Source organism: Streptococcus sp. KHUD_018 (assembly GCF_054861215.1).
The window spans coordinates 989988-1009766 of the sequence record NZ_CM142176.1; the positions used below are offsets into that span (position 1 = coordinate 989988).

General features: G+C 40.8%; 15 protein-coding genes. 14 read left to right on the forward strand and 1 reads right to left on the reverse strand.

Translation table 11 applies throughout. From position 1 onward, the window contains the following. Positions 1 to 41: 41 nt before the first annotated feature. From ACVBD2_RS05040 to ACVBD2_RS05085, 10 genes are all read left to right on the forward strand, one after another. Complete coding sequence (locus ACVBD2_RS05040) at positions 42 to 1220, forward strand: MFS transporter (protein ID WP_461686255.1); 1179 nt, start codon at positions 42 to 44, stop codon at positions 1218 to 1220. A gap of 90 nt (positions 1221 to 1310) precedes the next feature. After that, a complete protein-coding gene (ligA, locus tag ACVBD2_RS05045; protein ID WP_461686256.1) occupies positions 1311 to 3269 on the forward strand; it encodes an NAD-dependent DNA ligase LigA in 1959 nt (652 codons plus the stop codon). A 154-nt stretch (positions 3270 to 3423) separates the two neighbouring features. Continuing rightward, positions 3424 to 5709, forward strand: coding sequence for a type I pullulanase (pulA, locus tag ACVBD2_RS05050; RefSeq protein WP_461686257.1), 2286 nt, complete (start codon positions 3424 to 3426; stop codon positions 5707 to 5709). Positions 5710 to 5904: 195 nt separating this feature from the next. Beyond that, on the forward strand, positions 5905 to 7329 hold the full coding sequence (locus ACVBD2_RS05055; RefSeq protein ID WP_461686258.1) for an NADP-dependent glyceraldehyde-3-phosphate dehydrogenase: 1425 nt from the start codon (positions 5905 to 5907) through the stop codon (positions 7327 to 7329). Between the two features lie 268 nt (positions 7330 to 7597). Next, a complete protein-coding gene (gene glgB, locus ACVBD2_RS05060; protein WP_461686259.1) occupies positions 7598 to 9526 on the forward strand; it encodes a 1,4-alpha-glucan branching protein GlgB in 1929 nt (642 codons plus the stop codon). Continuing rightward, on the forward strand, positions 9516 to 10658 hold the full coding sequence (locus ACVBD2_RS05065; protein WP_000787259.1) for a glucose-1-phosphate adenylyltransferase: 1143 nt from the start codon (positions 9516 to 9518) through the stop codon (positions 10656 to 10658). Before glgB ends, ACVBD2_RS05065 begins: the two co-directional genes overlap by 11 nt. Further along, on the forward strand, positions 10648 to 11787 hold the full coding sequence (glgD, locus tag ACVBD2_RS05070; RefSeq protein ID WP_461686260.1) for a glucose-1-phosphate adenylyltransferase subunit GlgD: 1140 nt from the start codon (positions 10648 to 10650) through the stop codon (positions 11785 to 11787). The genes ACVBD2_RS05065 and glgD overlap by 11 nt, the downstream gene beginning before the upstream one ends. Then, positions 11784 to 13217, forward strand: coding sequence for a glycogen synthase GlgA (gene glgA, locus ACVBD2_RS05075; protein WP_461686261.1), 1434 nt, complete (start codon positions 11784 to 11786; stop codon positions 13215 to 13217). The genes glgD and glgA overlap by 4 nt, the downstream gene beginning before the upstream one ends. 58 nt (positions 13218 to 13275) lie before the next feature. Beyond that, entirely contained in the window at positions 13276 to 13920 is a 645-nt protein-coding gene (gene serB, locus ACVBD2_RS05080) for a phosphoserine phosphatase SerB (protein WP_461686262.1), read from the forward strand. A 9-nt stretch (positions 13921 to 13929) separates the two neighbouring features. Next, entirely contained in the window at positions 13930 to 15045 is a 1116-nt protein-coding gene (locus ACVBD2_RS05085; RefSeq protein ID WP_461686263.1) for a glycerate kinase, read from the forward strand. Here the strand turns inward: ACVBD2_RS05085 and ACVBD2_RS05090 are convergent. Continuing rightward, entirely contained in the window at positions 15042 to 15488 is a 447-nt protein-coding gene (locus tag ACVBD2_RS05090) for a DUF1694 domain-containing protein (RefSeq protein ID WP_461686264.1), read from the reverse strand. The genes ACVBD2_RS05085 and ACVBD2_RS05090 overlap by 4 nt on opposite strands. Before the next feature lie 162 nt (positions 15489 to 15650). Here ACVBD2_RS05090 and eno point away from each other — a divergent pair, with 162 nt between their 5' ends. The 4 genes from eno to ACVBD2_RS05110 all read left to right on the forward strand — a co-directional run bounded on the left by eno (position 15651) and on the right by ACVBD2_RS05110 (position 19762). Beyond that, a complete protein-coding gene (eno, locus tag ACVBD2_RS05095) occupies positions 15651 to 16955 on the forward strand; it encodes a surface-displayed alpha-enolase (RefSeq protein ID WP_000022821.1) in 1305 nt (434 codons plus the stop codon). Positions 16956 to 17130: 175 nt separating this feature from the next. Then, a complete protein-coding gene (locus tag ACVBD2_RS05100) occupies positions 17131 to 17625 on the forward strand; it encodes a YkgJ family cysteine cluster protein (RefSeq protein ID WP_461686265.1) in 495 nt (164 codons plus the stop codon). A gap of 200 nt (positions 17626 to 17825) precedes the next feature. Further along, complete coding sequence (locus ACVBD2_RS05105) at positions 17826 to 18662, forward strand: AraC family transcriptional regulator (protein WP_461686266.1); 837 nt, start codon at positions 17826 to 17828, stop codon at positions 18660 to 18662. Between the two features lie 185 nt (positions 18663 to 18847). After that, the gene (locus ACVBD2_RS05110) at positions 18848 to 19762 is read left to right on the forward strand and encodes a peptidase (RefSeq protein WP_461686267.1); all 915 of its coding nucleotides are present in this window, start codon (positions 18848 to 18850) and stop codon (positions 19760 to 19762) included. Positions 19763 to 19779: the final 17 nt, after the last annotated feature.

Genomic DNA, 19779 nt, shown 5'->3' on the forward strand with positions numbered 1-19779 from the left:
TTTTGATACAATAGTTTCAAAATTTGAGAGGAGCTTTTTATATGAATCGACATGCAATCCAGTTGATTAGTCGTGGTGCTATTAATAAGATAGGAAATATGCTCTATGATTATGGAAACAGTGTTTGGTTGGCATCAATGGGAACGATAGGACAGACTGTTCTTGGGATTTATCAAATTTCTGAGTTGGTTACATCCATTCTAGTCAATCCTTTTGGCGGAGTGATTTCAGACCGCTTTTCGCGTCGCAAAATTTTGATGACGACGGACTTGATTTGCGGCATTCTTTGTTTAGCTATTTCTTTCATCAGAAATGATAGCTTGATGATTGCTGCCTTGATTTTTGCCAATATTGTTCAGGCGGTTGCCTTTGCATTTTCTCGTACAGCCAATAAAGCCATTATAACTGAGGTTGTAGAGAAAGACGAGATTGTGACCTATAATGCTCGCTTAGAGCTCGTTTTGCAGGTTGTAGGCGTTAGCTCCCCTGTACTTTCTTTCATCGTTTTACAATTTGTCAGTCTCCATATGACACTTGTTTTAGATGCCATTAGCTTTTTCATCGCATTTTGTTTAGTGGCTCTTCTTCCCCAAAAAGAAATCCAAGTACATGAGAAAAAGAGTTTTAGTTGGAAAGACATCTTTATTGATATGAAGGCTGGACTACACTATATTTGGCATCAGAAGGAGATTTTTTTCCTTTTGTTAGTAGCTTCCAGTGTTAATTTCTTTTTTGCAGCTTTTGAATTTCTCCTCCCTTTTTCAAATCGACTTTACGGGGTAGAAGGAGCTTACGCAACCATTTTAACTATGGGCGCTATTGGTTCGATTATCGGAGCTCTTCTAGCTAGTAAAATAAAGGCAAGTGTTTATAATCTTTTGACTCTATTGGCTTTGACTGGAGTTGGAGTTTTTATGATGGGGTTACCGTTGCCAACTTTACTTTCCTTTTCTGGAAATTTAGTTTGTGAACTGTTTATGACAATGTTTAATATTCATTTTTTTACTCAGGTTCAAACCAAGGTTGATGGGGAATACTTGGGGAGAGTACTAAGCACCATTTTTACATTAGCCATCCTATTTATGCCGATTGCCAAAGGCTTTATGACAGTGCTACCAAGTGTTCATCTCTCTTCTTTCCTGATCATTGGAAGCGGGGTTATTGCCCTGTCTTGTTTATCCCTCTTTTATGTGCGAAGTCATTTTAAAAAAGACTCATAACTTCACTATCTTTAGAAAATATTTCAATACTAACCATTTTTCAGTCCTTCTCTATTGTGAGGAGGGCTTGATTTGTGGTAAAATGGTTTTATGAATGAAAGAATGAATGAGTTAGTTGCCTTACTCAACCGCTATGCAACCGAGTACTATACAAGTGACAATCCCTCGGTTTCAGATAGTGAGTATGATCGCCTCTACCGAGAGTTGGTCGAGTTGGAAGCTGCCTATCCAGATCAAGTTTTAGCAGATAGTCCGACCCATCGCGTTGGTGGTAAGGTTTTAGATGGTTTTGAAAAATACAGTCATCAGTATCCTCTTTATAGTTTGCAGGATGCTTTTTCACGTGAAGAGTTAGAAGCTTTTGATGCGCGTGTTCGTAAGGAGTTAGCCCATCCCACTTATATCTGTGAGCTAAAAATCGATGGTTTGTCTATCTCGCTAACTTATGAAAAGGGGATTTTGGTTGTCGGTGCGACACGTGGGGATGGTTCTGTTGGTGAAAATATCACAGAAAATCTCAAGCGTGTCAAGGATATTCCTTTGACCTTGCCAGAAGAACTAGATATCACCGTTCGTGGGGAATGTTATATGCCACGCGCTTCCTTTGATCTGGTCAACCAAGCTCGCCAAGAAAATGGAGAGCCTGAATTTGCTAATCCTCGTAATGCAGCAGCAGGCACCTTGCGTCAGTTGGATACGGCAGTAGTTGCCAAACGCAATCTTGCGACTTTTCTCTATCAAGAAGCTAGTCCGTCAACTCGTGATAGCCAAGAAAAGGTTTTGAAGCACCTAGAACAACTAGGTTTTGTGGTCAATCCTAATCGAATTCTGGCTGAAAAAATAGATGAAATCTGGAATTTTATCCAAGAAGTAGGACAGGAACGAGACAATCTTCCCTATGATATTGATGGGGTGGTAATCAAGGTCAATGACCTAGCAGGTCAAGAAGAACTCGGTTTTACCGTTAAAGCACCCAAGTGGGCAGTCGCCTATAAATTTCCCGCTGAAGAAAAAGAAGCCCAACTCCTTTCAGTTGACTGGACAGTTGGTCGTACGGGTGTTGTGACCCCAACTGCCAATCTGACTCCCGTTCAGCTTGCTGGGACAACTGTTAGTCGTGCGACCCTTCACAACGTAGATTATATCGCTGAAAAGGATATCCGAAAAGACGATACAGTTATCGTCTATAAGGCTGGAGACATCATCCCTGCTGTTTTGCGCGTGGTAGAGTCAAAGCGTGTTTCTGAAGAAAAACTAGATATTCCGACTAATTGTCCAAGTTGTGACAGTCAATTGCTTCACTTTGAAGATGAAGTGGCTCTTCGTTGTATCAATCCAAGATGCCCTGCCCAAATCATGGAAGGTTTGATTCACTTTGCTTCTCGAGATGCCATGAATATTACAGGACTTGGTCCTTCCATAGTCGAGAAACTCTTTGCTGCAAATCTAGTTAAGGATGTAGCAGATATATACCGTTTGAAAGAAGATGATTTCCTCCTTTTGGAGGGCATCAAGGAAAAGTCAGCCTCTAAACTGTATCAGGCCATTCAAGCATCTAAGGAAAACTCTGCTGAAAAGCTCTTGTTTGGTCTGGGAATTCGCCATGTCGGAAGTAAAGCAAGTCAGCTCTTGCTCCAACATTTCCACTCTATTGAAAATCTAGCCCAAGCTGATCCAGAGGAAGTGGCAAGTATCGAAAGTTTGGGTAGTGTAATTGCCCAAAGTCTTCAGACTTATTTTGCTACAGAAGGGTCTAAGATTCTTTTAGACGAGTTGAAAGAAGCTGGAGTCAATCTGGACTACAAAGGACAGACAGTAGTGGCAGATGCGGCCTTGTCAGGTTTGACAGTAGTTCTGACAGGAAAATTGGAACGCCTCACGCGCTCAGAAGCAAAAAGCAAACTCGAAAGTCTTGGTGCCAAAGTCACAGGCAGTGTGTCCAATAAAACGGATCTTGTCGTAGCAGGAGCAGATGCAGGAAGCAAGCTTCAAAAAGCACAGGAACTTGGTATCGAAGTTCGAGATGAAGCTTGGCTAGAAAGTTTGTAAAGAATAGTAGAAAGCTAGGTGTTAGATAGTCTCAAACTATCTCTCCTGATGTGTTTTGACATGGTTAAAATCTATTGTCCATCGTGATGAAATGCCAACTGAATCCATCAGAATCAAATAAAATTAAAATAGAAATTAGAAATTAGGAAAAAACATGTACAATTATCCCGTTCTTCTCCATTTTCATAGAAAAAGTGGAGATTATACAGCTTGCTCATTTAGCACAGACCGAGATGAAAACAAAAACTCTTTAACTTCAGGGACCACTTATTTTGGTCTTCAGTTTTCTTTTACCGTGACCAGTCAGGAAAAGGTGGATAGTTTCACCTTCAAATCCGAGATAGATGGTGTATTAAAAGAATATCTTATACGTTTTAACTACTATCCCTTGCTAACAGAAGTATGGATTTTAGAGGGCGACGAGACTGTGTATTATTCAGAAAATCCAGCTATTGCTAGTCCATATTATAAGGATCAGAATCCATTTGCCTTTGATAAAGCCATCCATAGCGCAAGCTTTGATCATCACTGGGGATACCAAGGAGAACTAGGTTACAGCCTTTCAGATTATCAGACAAGTTTTAAACTTTGGGCTCCAACAGCTACAGCTGTTCAGGTGGTTGTCTATGAAAACACTAGTAACGATGCACCGATTTGGAAAACTTTTAATCTAGAGCGTGGTAATAGCTATTCATACAGCCATAAGTACAATACCATTGGTGTTTGGAGTGTAGACCTGGATGAAAATCTTGCTGGTAAGGCTTATCAGTATCAGATTGAATTTCCTCACCACCAGACTTTGACGAGAGACCCTTACACGATTGCCACAAGTCCTGACGGCAAACGTTCCGTAATTCTTTCTCATCAAGACAGGCAAGTAGAAGGATTCGAAGTCAAACATGGGACAGAAGCGCCATGGCGTTTGGAAAATCCATGTAAAGCAGTTATCTGTGAAATGCATATTCGTGATTTTACCAAATCGCCTACATCTGGTGTTCCTGAAGAACTCCGCGGAACCTTCTTGGGTGCTGCTCAGACTGGAACGGTTAACCAATACGGCCAAGCAACCGCCTTTGACTATATTAAAGAACTTGGTTGCAACTATGTTCAACTTCAACCAATCTTTGATCGCCATAAGGAATATGACGAGAACGGAAATGTAACCTATAACTGGGGTTATGATCCTCAAAACTACAATGCTCCAGAAACAAGTTTCTCTAGCAATCCAGATGATCCCGGACAAGTTATTCGAGACCTCAAGACCATGATTCAGGCTTATCATGATGCAGGAATCGGTGTCATTATGGACGTGGTTTATAACCATACCTTCTCAACTGTTGATGCACCTTTCCAAACAACAGTTCCAGATTATTACTACCGCATGAACCCAGATGGAACCTTCCAAAACGGTACGGGAGTAGGAAATGAAACTGCAAGTGAACACGAGATGTTCCGCAAGTATATGATTGATTCCATCCTTTATTGGGTGAAAGAATACAATATTGACGGTTTCCGTTTCGACTTGATGGGCATTCATGATGTCAAAACTATGCAAGCGATTCGTTGGGCGCTGGATGAGGTTGATCCGCGTATTCTCACTTATGGAGAAGGCTGGGATATGGGAACAGGTCTTGCTCCTTATGACAAGGCTAAGAAGGATAACGCCCACCAGATGCCAAATATAGGTTTCTTCAACGATAATCAGCGTGATGCGATCAAAGGAGGAGAAGTTTATGGGGCAATCAAATCAGGATTTGTGAGTGGTGCTGCTACAGAACCAATCGTCGCCAAGGCTATTCTTGGTAGCCGAGAATTGGGGTCTTATCTCAGTCCAAACCAGGTTCTCAACTATGTTGAAGCTCATGACAATTACAATCTTCATGACTTGCTAGCAACCCTTCATCCTGATAAGAGTTCCGACCAGATTGTGCGCAAGGTTGAAACAGCGACAGCTATGAATCTTCTCATGCAAGGAATGGCCTTTATAGAACTAGGTCAAGAGTTTGGTCGAACTAAGTTGGTTCCAACTGGTGAACATGGAGAACTAACTCCTGCAGACCGAGAACGTGCTATGAATAGCTATAATGCTCCGGACAGTGTTAACCAAGTCAACTGGGATCTGATCAATGATCGCCAAGACAGCATTGAGTTTATTCGTCAGATTATCCGCCTAAAAACGCAAATCAGTGCTTTCTCTTATCCAACATATGAAGAAATTTACCGTCATGTCTTTGTTCACACGGCTGCTGAAAATAGTGGCTGGATTGTCTACGAGATTCACGGTGGATCCGAACATCTATTAGTGGTATTTAATGCTAAGGGAACCTCCTTCTACTTTGAAAATGCAGGTAAGCTTGAAATGTTCCTTACCAACAGTCGTTCAAAACAAGAAAATGTTATTGATGATATTAGTGTCGCAGTTTTAAAAGTGCTCTCATAAATTAATGTAGTAAAAAGGGTTAGATTATCTAATCCTTTTTGTCATTTATGAGGTTTTTAATGAAGAGTAGAATTAAGTTTCAAATAATTTGAAGGATCAAGATTGTGAAAAAAATCTCAATTTTTTCACAAAAAGGGTTGTAATTTTCTGAAAATTTGATAAAATAAGTCTTAATCATTTTCAGGAGGAAGAAAATTGGCAAGATATCAAAATTTAGTAAATGGAAATTGGAAATCATCTGAAAAGGAAATTACAATCTATTCACCCATTAATCAGGAAAAGCTGGGGACAGTACCAGCTATGAGTCAAGCTGAAGTAGATGAGGCTATGAAAGCTGCGCGTGCAGCTCTCCCAGCATGGCGTGATTTAGCACCAGTTGAGCGTGCAGCCTATTTGCATAAGACAGCAGACATTTTGGAACGTGATAAAGAAAAAATTGGTACAATTCTTGCCAAAGAGGTTGCTAAAGGGATAAAAGCAGCCATTGGAGAAGTAGTACGTACAGCAGATTTGATTCGTTTTGCTGCAGAAGAAGGTCTCCGTATCACTGGGCAAGCAATGGAAGGTGGCGGTTTTGAAGCTGCAAGTAAAAACAAACTAGCTGTTGTCCGTCGTGAGCCAGTTGGTGTCGTTTTAGCTATCGCGCCATTTAACTATCCAGTTAACCTTTCTGGATCTAAGATTGCTCCGGCTTTGATTGCAGGGAATGTCGTCATGTTTAAACCGCCAACACAAGGATCTATCTCAGGTCTGTTATTAGCCAAGGCTTTTGACGAAGCCGGAATCCCAGCAGGTGTCTTTAACACCATCACTGGACGTGGTTCTGAAATTGGAGACTACATCATTGAACACAAGGAAGTGAACTTCATTAACTTTACAGGTTCAACACCGATTGGTGAGCGAATCGGTCGTTTAGCTGGAATGCGTCCTATCATGCTTGAACTTGGTGGGAAAGATGCAGCTATTGTTCTCGAAGATGCAGACTTGGAACACGCAGCTAAACAAATCGTCGGTGGAGCCTTTAGCTATTCAGGACAACGTTGTACTGCCATCAAGCGTGTCTTGGTTGTGGAAAGTGTAGCGGATAAATTGGCTGAATTACTTCAAGCAGAAGTTGCTAAACTAACCGTTGGTGACCCATTTGACAATGCTGATATCACACCTGTTATTGATAATGCTTCAGCTGACTTCATCTGGGGATTGATTCAAGATGCGCAAGGTAAGGGTGCCAAATCGCTCAGTCCAATCAAACGTGAGGGCAATCTCATTTGGCCAGGACTTTTTGATTATGTCACAAGAGATATGAAATTAGCCTGGGAAGAACCATTTGGCCCTGTTCTGCCAATTATCCGTGTTTCCGATGCAAATGAAGCGGTAGCAATTGCCAATGAATCTGAGTTCGGTCTTCAATCATCCGTATTCACAAATGACTTTAAAAAAGCGTTTGAAATCGCTGAAAAACTTGAAGTCGGTACTGTTCACATTAATAATAAAACACAGCGTGGGCCAGATAATTTCCCATTCCTTGGGGTCAAAGGATCTGGTGCTGGTGTGCAAGGGATTAAATACAGCATTGAAGCAATGACAAACGTAAAATCCATTGTTTTTGATGTGAAATAATCTATAAAATCAGGAAAAGGGCTTCCTGGTTTTATTTTTTCAAAAAATTACAGTTAAAAATTGATAAAAAACGAATATTCTGGTATTATAATAAAAAAATATATGGAAATTATTCTTTTCTCTCTGAAATGAGTGAAAGCTAAGTTAAGATAATTTTTCTAAAATTTTCAAGATATTTTTTAAGAAATTCCGTAAACTGCTTGAAAGTTCTTTTAAAAGATAGTATAATGGAAATATAGAAAACGCTTACAAAAAGAAAGGGGATTGGATGAATAATCAAGAAGCATTGAGAACCTTCACTACTGGAGAAAATTTTCATCTTCAGCACTATCTAGGAGCACATAAAGAGGAAAAAGACGGAGAAATTGGTTTTACTTTCCGTGTTTGGGCACCTAACGCTCAGGCTGTGCACTTAGTTGGTGATTTTACAAACTGGACAGAACACCAAATTCCTATGGTACGGAATGAATCGGGTGTTTGGGAAGTCTTCACAAGTCTGGCTCGTGAAGGGCAGATTTATAAGTATCATATCACGCGTGCAAATGGGCACCAGATTATGAAAATTGATCCATTGGCGGTTCGTTTTGAGGCTCGCCCAGAGACTGGAGCCATCCTGACTGATATTCCAGAGAAAAAATGGAAAGATGGTCTTTGGCTAGCTAGGAGAAAACGCTGGGGCTTTTTTGAGAGACCAGTCAATATTTATGAAGCCCATGCTGGATCTTGGAAGAGAAATCCAGATGGTAGTCCATACAGTTTTGCACAACTTAAGGAGGAGCTGATTCCATACCTTGTTGAGATGAACTACACTCACATCGAGTTTATGCCTTTAATGGCTCACCCACTTGGATTGAGTTGGGGCTACCAGCTTATGGGTTACTTTGCTATGGAGCACTCTTATGGGCGACCAGAGGAATTCCAAGATTTTGTTGAGGAATGTCATTTAAACAATATCGGTGTAATTGTGGATTGGGTTCCAGGTCATTTTACCATCAACGATGACGCTCTTGCTTATTACGATGGAACACCAACTTTTGAATACCAAGACCACAATAAGGCCCATAACTATGGTTGGGGAGCTCTTAACTTTGACCTTGGGAAGAATGAAGTTCAGTCTTTCTTGATTTCTAGCATTAAATTCTGGATTGACTTTTATCATTTAGACGGTATTCGAGTGGATGCAGTCAGCAATATGCTCTACCTAGACTATGATAATGCTCCTTGGACTCCAAACAAAGACGGTGGCAATCTCAACTACGAAGGCTACTATTTCCTTCAACGTTTGAACACTGTTATCAAGTTAGCGCATCCAGATGTGATGATGATTGCAGAAGAAAGTTCATCAGCAACAAAGATTACTGGTATGAAAGAAATGGGCGGTCTAGGATTTGATTACAAGTGGAATATGGGTTGGATGAACGACATTCTCCGTTTCTACGAGGAAGATCCGATTTATCGTAAGTATGATTTTAATTTGGTAACTTTCAGCTTCATGTACGTTTTCAATGAAAACTACCTCTTACCATTCTCGCACGATGAAGTCGTACATGGTAAGAAGAGCATGATGCACAAGATGTGGGGAGATCGCTACAATCAATTTGCAGGTTTGCGAAATCTCTACACTTATCAAATTTGTCATCCAGGTAAGAAACTCTTGTTCATGGGTAGTGAGTACGGGCAATTCCTAGAATGGAAGTCTGAAGAGCAGTTGGAATGGTCTAATCTAGAAGATCCGATGAATGCCAAGATGAAGTACTTCACTTCTCAACTGAATCAATTCTATAAAGATCATCGATGTCTATGGGAAATTGATACCAGTTATGATGGCATCGAAATTATCGATGCGGATAATAGAGATCAGAGTGTCCTTTCCTTTATTCGTAAGAGTAAAAAGGGTGAAATGCTAGTCTGTATCTTTAATATGGCGCCTGTTGAACGAAAAGACTTTACAATCGGACTTCCTGTCGCAGGAGTTTATGAAGAAGTTTGGAATACAGAATTGGAACAATGGGGTGGTGTCTGGAAAGAATACAACCAAACGGTTCAAACCCAAGAAGGATTATGGAAGGATTATGAGCAGACCTTGACCTTTACCTTGCCTGCCATGGGAGCAAGTATCTGGAAGATTAAACGTCGCTTGAAACCAACTAAAACTGTCACAAATAAAACCCAAAAAGGAGTAGAAAATGAAGAATGAAATGCTAGCTTTGATCCTTGCCGGTGGGCAAGGAACACGTCTCGGAAAACTCACTCAAAGCATTGCCAAACCAGCAGTGCAATTCGGTGGGCGCTACCGTATCATTGACTTTGCTCTTTCCAACTGTGCTAACTCTGGGATTCACAATGTCGGTGTGATTACACAATACCAGCCTCTTGCCTTGAACAACCACATCGGAAATGGTTCGAGCTGGGGACTAGATGGTATTAACACAGGCGTTTCTATCCTTCAACCCTACTCTGCAAGCGAGGGAAACCGTTGGTTTGAAGGGACTAGCCACGCTATCTACCAAAACATTGACTACATCGACAGTGTTAACCCAGAATACGTCTTGATCCTTTCTGGTGACCATATTTACAAGATGGACTATGATGACATGCTTCAGTCTCATAAGGACAACAATGCCAGTTTGACAGTAGCTGTCTTGGATGTACCCCTCAAAGAAGCTAGCCGCTTTGGTATCATGAATACAGATGCCAATAATCGTATCGTTGAATTTGAAGAAAAACCAGCAGAACCTAAGTCTACTAAAGCTTCTATGGGAATCTATATTTTTGACTGGAAACGTCTACGCAACATGCTAGTAGCCGCTGAAAAGAGCAAGGTAGATATGTCAGACTTTGGTAAAAACGTTATTCCAAATTACCTTGAGTCTGGAGAAAGCGTCTATGCTTATGAATTCAAAGGCTACTGGAAAGACGTTGGTACTATCGAGTCTCTATGGGAAGCAAATATGGAATACATTGATCCAAACAATGCTTTGGATAGTCGTGATCGTCAGTGGAAAATCTACTCACGGAACTTGATTTCACCACCAAACTTTATTGGAAAACACGCTCATGTAGAAGATTCTTTAGTTGTGGATGGCTGTCTCGTGGATGGAACTGTTAAGCATTCTATTCTCTCAACAGAAGCGCAAGTACGTGAGGGTGCTGAAGTAGTAGACTCTGTAATCATGAGTGGTGCCATTATCGGAAAAGGTGCAAAAATTAAACGTGCCATAATTGGTGAAGGTGCTGTTATTTCTGAAGGTGTCGAAATTGATGGAACAGACGAAGTACAAGTAGTAGGATATGATGAAGTAGTGGGGGTAGCAACAGATGAAGATTGATAAATATTCAGCCATTTTAGGAAACACCGTTGGTTTTCACGATATGTCAACTTTGACAGATCATCGTCCAGTAGCCAGCTTGCCATTTGGAGCAAAATATCGTTTGATCGACTTCCCTCTCTCTAGCCTTGCAAATGCTGGTGTTCGTAGTGTCTTTGGAATTTTCCAACAAGACAATATCAGTTCAGTCTTTGACCACATTCGTTCAGGACGTGAGTGGGGCTTATCTACCCTTCTCAGTCACTACTATCTAGGTATTTATAATACGCGTGTTGAAAGTAGCACAGTTGGGAAAGAATATTACCAACAGCTTCTCACTTATTTGAAACGTTCAGGATCAAATCAGACGGTTGCACTTAACTGTGATATCGTGGTGAATATTGACCTCAATCAAGTGTTCCATTTACATACTACTGCCGGTCGTCCGATTACAGTTGTTTATAAGAAATTACCTAAAAAGGATATTTCAGATGTTAATGCCATCTTGGAAGTCGATGAAACAGACCGTGTTCTTTCTCATAAACTTTTTGATGCCAAATCAACAGATGAACTTTTCAACATGTCTACAGATATATTCGTCGTTGATACTCCGTGGTTGATTAAGCGTTTGGAAGAAGAAGTTCAAAAAGAATACCCAGAAAAATTACGCTATGTTTTACGTGAGTTGGCAGCTAAAGAAGGTGCTTTTGCTTATGAATACACTGGCTACCTAGCCAATGTTCACTCTGTTCGGTCCTATTATCAAGCCAATATTGATATGCTGGAGTCTCAAAAATTCTACTCTCTCTTTTCACCTAACCAAAAGATTTATACCAAGGTTAAGAATGAAGAACCAACTTACTACTCAAACACCTCTAAGGTAAGTACTTCGCAGTTCGCCTCTGGTAGTATCATAGAGGGTGAAGTAGTTCAGTCGGTCCTATCACGTAATATTCACGTTCATAAGGATAGTCTAGTTAAAGACAGCCTTCTCTTCCCACGTGTTGTGATTGGTCAAGGTGCCCAAGTTGAGTATGCAATCTTGGACAAAGGGGTTGAAGTTGCTGACGGTGTCGTTATTCGCGGTACTGCAGAACACCCAGTTGTAGTCAAAAAAGGCGAAAAAGTTACAGAGGATATTCATTCATGAAAATTTTATTCGTAGCAGCAGAGGGTGCGCCCTTTTCAAAAACAGGTGGTTTGGGAGATGTCATTGGCGCTCTTCCAAAATCACTGGTAAAGGCAGGGCACGAAGTTGCGGTTGTCTTACCTTACTATGACATGGTAGAGGCTAAATTCGGCGACCAGATTGAGGATGTTCTTCACTTTGAAGTGAGTGTAGGATGGCGTAGACAGTACTGTGGTATTAAGAAGACCGTCTTGAATGGTGTTACCTTCTACTTCGTAGACAATCAAACGTATTTCTTCCGAGGTCATGTTTACGGAGATTTCGATGATGGTGAACGTTTTGCCTTCTTCCAACTGGCTGCTCTTGAAGCCATGGAGCGAATTGATTTCATTCCAGATATTCTCCATGCCCATGATTATCACACCGCTATGATTCCTTTTCTCTTGAAGGAAAAATACAGATGGATTCAGGCATATCAAGGAATCAGAACCGTTTTAACTATTCATAATTTGGAATTTCAAGGTCAGTTTTCTGAAGGAATGTTGTGGGATTTGTTTGGTGTTGGTTTTGAACGGTATGCTGATGGGACCCTTCGTTGGAATGACTGTCTTAACTGGATGAAAGCAGGTATTCTCTACGCGGATCGTGTCTCAACCGTATCGCCTAGCTATGCACATGAGATTATGACTAGTCAGTTCGGTTGCGGTTTGGATCAGATTCTTCGCATGGAGTCAGGTAAGGTTTCAGGTATTGTCAATGGTATCGATGCAGATCTTTATAATCCAGAGACAGATGCTCTTTTAGACTATCATTTTGATAAGGATGACTTGTCAGGAAAAGCACAAAACAAAGCAAAATTGCAAGAGAGAGTTGGTCTACCTGTGCGAGCAGATGTTCCTCTGGTTGGGATTGTCTCTCGTTTGACACGCCAAAAAGGCTTTGATGTCGTTGTAGAAAGCTTGCACCGTTTCTTACAGGAGGACGTTCAAATCGTTCTTTTAGGAACAGGCGATCCTGCTTTTGAACATTCCTTCTCCTGGTTTGCTCAAGTCTATCCTGACAAGCTATCAGCAAATATCACTTTCGACGTCAAACTTGCTCAAGAAATCTACGCAGCTTGTGATCTCTTCCTCATGCCAAGTCGTTTTGAACCATGTGGCTTGTCTCAAATGATGGCGATGCGCTATGGAACTCTACCATTGGTTCATGAGGTTGGTGGTTTGCGTGATACGGTTCAATCCTTCAATCCAATCGAAGGAACTGGCACTGGATTTAGCTTTGACAATTTAACACCATACTGGCTTAACTGGAGTTTCCAAACAGCCTTGGATGTTTATAAGTACCAGCCGGAAGTTTGGAGAAATCTACAAAAACAAGCTATGGAATGTGATTTCTCATGGGATACAGCCTGCAAATCTTATCTGGACTTGTACCATAGTTTAGTCAACTAATAGATAAAATCGTATGATTCTTTCATACGATTTTTGGGCTGTTTAGAAAGGAAAGTTTATGTCTCAAGTAAAAGGCTTGTGTGTCATGGACGTTGACGGCACCCTGATAGCAGAAGAGGTGATTGATCTTTTAGGAAAAGAAGCAGGTTGCGAAGAAAAAATATCGCAGATTACAAGCCAGGCAATGCGAGGCGAACTGGACTTTGAAACAAGCTTACGAGCGAGAGTGGCTTTGTTAGAAGGTTTTCCAGTTTCGGTCTTTGATACTGTCTTCAAATCCATCCATCTGTCCAAGAATGCTCAAGAATTTATCTCCATACTTCAAAAGAAGGGCATTCTAGTCGGTCTAGTGTCTGGTGGATTTGCACCAATAGTTGAGAGATTAGCAGAATCCCTTGGTATCTCCTATTTCTCTGCCAACCAGTTAGAAGTCAAAGACGGTTTTTTAACAGGAAAATTAGTTGGTGAAATTGTGACAGGTCAAGTAAAACAAGATACTCTTGAGAAATGGAGAAAGAAATTAGGACTTCCCAAAGAAAAAACGATTGCTATCGGTGATGGTGCCAATGACCTCTTGATGTTAAAGACAGCAGGACGTGGTGTAGCCTTTTGTGCCAAAGAAATTGTAAAATCTGAGATAGCTTGTCATGTAGATACAAGGGATCTTTTAGAAGTTTTGCCTTTGATTGATTTCTTAGAATGAGAGGGAACTATGAAAATTGTAATTGCACCCGATTCTTTTAAAGAAAGTTTGACGGCAGAAGAGGTCGCTCAAGCTATAAAAAGAGGATTCCAAAAATCGATAGCAGATGTAGAATGTCTGCTCTGTCCTGTTGGTGATGGTGGGGAAGGAACTGTAGATGCTATTCGACATTCTCTTGAACTCGAAGAAAAATGGCAAGAGGTGACGGGACCTTTTGGCCTAAATGAAGCAATGCGCTACTTTCAGAAAGGAAAAACAGCGCTCTTTGAAGTTGCTGACTTGGTTGGTCTTGGAAAGATTCCGCAGGAGAAACGAAACCCTCTTCACATCCAAACTCGAGGTATCGGGGAGCTGATTCGTCATCTCATTGATCAAGGGATGAAAGAAATCTATATCTGTGTAGGTGGTACGGCTAGTAATGATGGCGGAATAGGCATTGCTACTGGTCTGGGTTATCGTTTTTATGATAAGAATGGAAAGGAATTGCCAGCTTGCGGTCAGACTTTGCTTGAGTTCGAGTCAGTTTCAGACAGCGAGTTGTATAGGATTCCCGAAAATGTGAAGATTCGCATTTTAGCAGATGTCGTGAGCCCTTTATGTGGCAACCAAGGAGCGACCTATACATTTGGCAGACAAAAAGGTCTGGATCCTGCTCTGTTTGAGACAGTAGATTTGGCTATGCGGCGGTTCTATGAAAAACTTTCGCCATCAACCCTATCTCTGAAAGGAGCAGGAGCCGGCGGTGGCATTGCTGCTGGGCTATGTGCCTTTGCTGAGGCCTGTATCGTATCTGGGATTGATACTTGCTTGGATTTGATAGACTTTGAGAAGAAAGTTGCAGGGGCCGACTTGGTTATCGTTGGAGAAGGTAGACTGGACAGTCAAAGCTTTGTTGGAAAAGCTCCTATCGGTGTAGCAAAAAGAACCCCTAACGGAGTTCCTGTTATCGCTATTTGCGGTAGTCTTGCTGACGATTTGCCTCCCCTACCATTCGAAAATATACAGGCAGCCTTTTCTATTTTAGAGAAAAGTGAGCCTTTAGAAGACAGTCTGAAAAAAGCAAACGTCTATTTAGAGCACACAGCAGCCAATGTTGGTCGTTTATTAAAGTTGAGGAAAGACTAGCCAAACCATTTTTCCCAGATGGATTTTTTAGGAGCCTCTGCCTTTTTCTCCTCCCAGAGATTCGAAAATGCAAGTCTAAGGTCCTTTTCATCTACTTGAACAGGTTCATTCGTATGAATAACTAGACCAAAAGGAGAGGTGATATGATCGTCTGAAACAATAGTCGCCTGACAGTTGCTTTCCTTTGCTTGTTTTAAGTAAAAGACCTGTTTGTCAAACTCGATATTTGGAGAAATCTTCACAAAAAGTATCGCTACCTTTTCTTGAAAACCCTCTAAAATAGAGAAAAATCCATGTTCTAATTCAGGACTATTGGCAGTACTGATATCAGCGTAGCCAAGAACTCTTTCCTCGAAAGTGCCGAGAAAACGACGTTGTTCGTCAGGGTTTAATTTTGGCCCACCATGAGCTTTTTCTAGTAGTTGTTTTGATAAATCTGTCATAAAAACAGTATATCACAAAAATCGCAAGAAAACAGACAAAAGAAAGCGATTACTTTATAAAGTTAAGGAAAATTTGCACAAAGATAACGTTTTTTCTTGAAAAACGCTTATTTTTAAGGTATCATAGAGGTGTAAAAAATTTAACTCAAAGGAGAGTAAAAAATGTCAATTATTACTGATGTTTACGCTCGCGAAGTCCTAGACTCACGCGGTAACCCAACACTTGAAGTAGAAGTTTACACTGAATCAGGTGCTTTCGGACGTGGTATGGTTCCATCAGGAGCTTCTACTGGTGAACACGAAGCAGTTGAACTTCGCGACGGTGACAAATCTCGTTACGGTGGTCTTGGTACACAAAAAGCTGTTGACAACGTAAACAACATCATTGCTGAAGCTATCATCGGCTACGATGTACGTGACCAACAAGCTATTGACCGTGCTATGATCGCACTTGACGGTACTCCTAACAAAGGTAAATTGGGTGCTAACGCAATCCTTGGTGTATCTATCGCTGTAGCTCGTGCTGCTGCTGACTACCTTGAAATCCCACTTTACAGCTACCTTGGTGGATTCAACACTAAAGTTCTTCCAACTCCAATGATGAACATCATCAACGGTGGTTCTCACTCTGACGCTCCAATCGCTTTCCAAGAATTCATGATCGTACCTGCTGGTGCGCCATCATTCAAAGAAGCTCTTCGTTGGGGTGCTGAAATCTTCCACGCTCTTAAGAAAATCCTTAAATCTCGTGGTTTGGAAACAGCCGTAGGTGACGAAGGTGGATTCGCTCCTCGTTTTGAAGGAACTGAAGACGGAGTTGAAACTATCCTTGCTGCTATCGAAGCTGCTGGATATGTTCCTGGTAAAGACGTATTTATCGGATTTGACTGTGCTTCATCAGAATTCTACGATAAAGAACGTAAAGTTTACGACTACACTAAATTTGAAGGTGAAGGTGCTGCTGTACGTACTGCTGCAGAACAAATCGACTACCTTGAAGAATTGGTAAACAAATACCCAATCATCACTATCGAAGATGGTATGGACGAAAACGACTGGGACGGTTGGAAAGCTCTTACTGAACGTCTTGGTGGTAAAGTTCAATTGGTTGGTGACGACTTCTTCGTAACAAACACTTCTTACCTTGAAAAAGGTATTGCAGAAGGTGCTGCTAACTCAATCCTTATCAAAGTTAACCAAATCGGTACTCTTACTGAAACATTTGACGCTATCGAAATGGCTAAAGAAGCTGGTTACACTGCCGTTGTATCACACCGTTCAGGTGAAACTGAAGATTCAACAATCGCTGACATCGCAGTTGCAACTAACGCAGGACAAATCAAGACTGGTTCACTTTCACGTACAGACCGTATCGCTAAATACAACCAATTGCTTCGCATCGAAGACCAACTTGGTGAAGTAGCAGAATACCGTGGATTGAAATCATTCTACAACCTTAAAAAATAAAATAGTTCAGTGAACTATTTTATCCCGAACCTTGAAAATCAACAGTTCGGCCGTTGATTTAACAACGTTTTAAGCCCCTCGGACTTTATCCGAAGGGCTTTTTTTCTGTTCAAGGGGCAAAAAGGGGGTAGAGTTTATGGTATAATAGACAAAAAACTTGTATTAGAAAGCAATTATGTCTAAAGAAATTGATATTGAGTATTACCACCAGCTAGCCTTGCAAAAACAGAAGGAGCACCGCAAAGTTTTAGCAAATCTAAAGAAAAAGCCACTAAAGAATCTAGATAAGATTGCCCAGCAGATCCACCAAGAAGACTTTGCTGAGATAGATTGTACTGCCTGTGCTAACTGTTGCAAGACATTGGGACCCGACTTTAAAGAGGCAGACATCACCCGTATTGCCAAGTATTTTAAGATGAAATTACCAGCCTTTGAAGCAGAATTTTTACAAGTAGATGAAGATGGGGATAAGGTTTTTAAATCTATGCCTTGCCCCTTTCTAGGAGGAGATAATCTCTGTTCCATCTATGATGTTCGTCCCAAGGCCTGTCGAGAGTTCCCCCATACAGATCGTAAAAAAATCCATCAAATTAATCATTTGACGATTAAGAATACCTTGACCTGCCCAGCAGCTTATCTCTTTGTTGAGAAATTAAAAGATAGGTTATAGAATTTACACCTTTAAATCTTGTACAAAGATTCTAGGGTGGAAGTATCTTGTATTTGTTAGAATATAGATAGAATTGAACACGGCCTAAAGCTGTGTTAAAAAGAAAAAATTTCTAGGACTAGAAGCTGCAGCGTCAATTTTTCTGTTTTCACTTTGCTTTTAAGGACTTTTGTATCTTGTGGAGGTAAGAAGAAACGAATATGATGCATCAATTCAACCAAACCATGGATTATTTGGAGCAGCAGCTGACTGGAGAAGTGGATATAAAAAGATTTCAGCAGCTATCAGGCTATTCTTATCCTCTTTTTAGCAGAATCTTTTCCATCATGGCTGATATGACATTAGCAGAATACTTGCGCAATCGCAGGCTATCAGAAGCTGTGACAGACTTGCGGGAAAGCTCTGACAAAATCATTGACATAGCAATGAAGTACGGCTACGAATCTGCGGATTCCTTCAGCGCAGCCTTCAAGAAATTCCATGGGGCAACTCCCTCAGAAGTTCGAAATGGAAAACCTTATCGGGTCTTTCCTAGACTTCAATTATCCTTAAAAATCACAGGAGGAAAGAACATGGATATCAAGATTCAAAAGAAACCTGCATTTACCGTGGCAGGTGTCCTATTGGAAGCTATTGACAATAGCCAATGCCCATCTGCTTGGGAACAACTCTATGAGAAACACAGCTTTGAAAATCTAGAAAGTCTGGGTAGTGGCCAATCCTTTGGTGTCTGCTCCGATGTCAAAGAAGGCGAAATCATCAACTATATGGCTGCTTATGATGTGACGGATAAAGTCAAAGCAGAAGAGCTAGGTCTATCAATCAAAGACATCCCAGCAGCTGAATATGCTATCGTACCAGTCAAGGGGGCTATACCAACCAGCATCCACCATGCTTGGAAATATGTTCTAGAGATTTTTTTCCCAGAAACTGGTTATCGTCACTCAGGAGCACCAGACTTTGAAGTTTACACCAAGGGAGACATGTCCTTACCTGACTATCAAATGGAACTCTGGATACCAGTGATTAAGAACTAGATAATTTTCTGACATTTTATAAAGATGTAAATCGAACTCTGTAGAAGATATCTTTTACAGAGTTTTTTATTGTTGAAGTTCATGACTATAGATCACAAATACCCATATTTTTTGTTTGGATTTTATGGGGCATGCGAATAGTTTTCTCGGTATAATAGTCCCATAGAAGATAAGGAGGCAGGAATATGCAGATGTATTTTGGAGATGTGTCACTTTGCTATAGCTATTCATTGGCAATGGCACTGGATAGCTATGGTTATGACTTTAAAGCAGATTTTTTAGAGGCAATCATGGTGATGGGAAATGGCGCTAGTATCGTAAAGAAAGATGACCAGCACCCTCTAGTATTCTTTGATAACGGAATGCCAGATCTTTCTATTTCTCATTCTTTAAAAATACTTGGATTTGACTATGAGGACTTCTATCTAAAAGATGGAACTGAAGTAGATTTGGAAGAGATTAAAGGAAAGTTGGAAACCTTTCTGTCCAATGGACCTGTCGTTCTGGGACCTCTTGATATGGGCCATCTGACTTACAATCCCAATCACACAATCCTTTATGGTGTGGATCACTTCGTAACCGTGTATGGCATTGATCATCATCACCTCTATTTGCATGATCCAGCTGGGTTTGCCTGTATGAAGGTTGCTTTTAATGACATACTAGAAGCCTGGAAGGCAGAGGCTATTGACTATAAGCGTGGAGCCTACTCCATGTGGGGAAATTTTAAGAAGGTTAAGAGTCCTAGTCAGACTGAAATCTATCAGGAAACAGCAAAGATTATAAAGTCCCGATATCTGAATGGTCAAAACGGTGTTTTGAAATGCTATGCAAAAGCAGTTGCTGAAAGCGGCTTAAATACGGAGCAAAAACAATTGCATCAGTATTTTAGCTTCAAACTTGCTGCTGTTCGAAATCTCTACCTCAGTGAGTTCTTAAAAGACCATGATCCAGAAGGGGCAAGATTAAAAGAAGAATTGGCATCTCTATTTGGCCAAGCCCACCTTTCATGTTTAAAAGAAGATTACCAAGAACTATCCCGCTTGCTCTATCAGATAGCAGAAGTGGATGGTCGCTTTAGAGATTTATATGTAAAGTAGTGACTATAAGCATAAAA

What these genes read in the sequence shown, in the direction of transcription:
- ACVBD2_RS05110 (WP_461686267.1), top strand. Translation starts at nt 18,848, where the DNA reads ATGCAGATGTATTTTGGAGATGTGTCACTTTGCTATAGCTATTCATTG.
- ACVBD2_RS05105 (WP_461686266.1), top strand. Translation starts at nt 17,826, where the DNA reads ATGATGCATCAATTCAACCAAACCATGGATTATTTGGAGCAGCAGCTG.
- glgD (WP_461686260.1), top strand. Translation starts at nt 10,648, where the DNA reads ATGAAGATTGATAAATATTCAGCCATTTTAGGAAACACCGTTGGTTTT.
- glgB (WP_461686259.1), top strand. Translation starts at nt 7,598, where the DNA reads ATGAATAATCAAGAAGCATTGAGAACCTTCACTACTGGAGAAAATTTT.
- serB (WP_461686262.1), top strand. Translation starts at nt 13,276, where the DNA reads ATGTCTCAAGTAAAAGGCTTGTGTGTCATGGACGTTGACGGCACCCTG.
- ACVBD2_RS05090 (WP_461686264.1), bottom strand. Translation starts at nt 15,488, where the DNA reads ATGACAGATTTATCAAAACAACTACTAGAAAAAGCTCATGGTGGGCCA.
- ligA (WP_461686256.1), top strand. Translation starts at nt 1,311, where the DNA reads ATGAATGAAAGAATGAATGAGTTAGTTGCCTTACTCAACCGCTATGCA.
- pulA (WP_461686257.1), top strand. Translation starts at nt 3,424, where the DNA reads ATGTACAATTATCCCGTTCTTCTCCATTTTCATAGAAAAAGTGGAGAT.
- ACVBD2_RS05085 (WP_461686263.1), top strand. Translation starts at nt 13,930, where the DNA reads ATGAAAATTGTAATTGCACCCGATTCTTTTAAAGAAAGTTTGACGGCA.
- ACVBD2_RS05065 (WP_000787259.1), top strand. Translation starts at nt 9,516, where the DNA reads ATGAAGAATGAAATGCTAGCTTTGATCCTTGCCGGTGGGCAAGGAACA.
- glgA (WP_461686261.1), top strand. Translation starts at nt 11,784, where the DNA reads ATGAAAATTTTATTCGTAGCAGCAGAGGGTGCGCCCTTTTCAAAAACA.
- ACVBD2_RS05100 (WP_461686265.1), top strand. Translation starts at nt 17,131, where the DNA reads ATGTCTAAAGAAATTGATATTGAGTATTACCACCAGCTAGCCTTGCAA.
- ACVBD2_RS05040 (WP_461686255.1), top strand. Translation starts at nt 42, where the DNA reads ATGAATCGACATGCAATCCAGTTGATTAGTCGTGGTGCTATTAATAAG.
- eno (WP_000022821.1), top strand. Translation starts at nt 15,651, where the DNA reads ATGTCAATTATTACTGATGTTTACGCTCGCGAAGTCCTAGACTCACGC.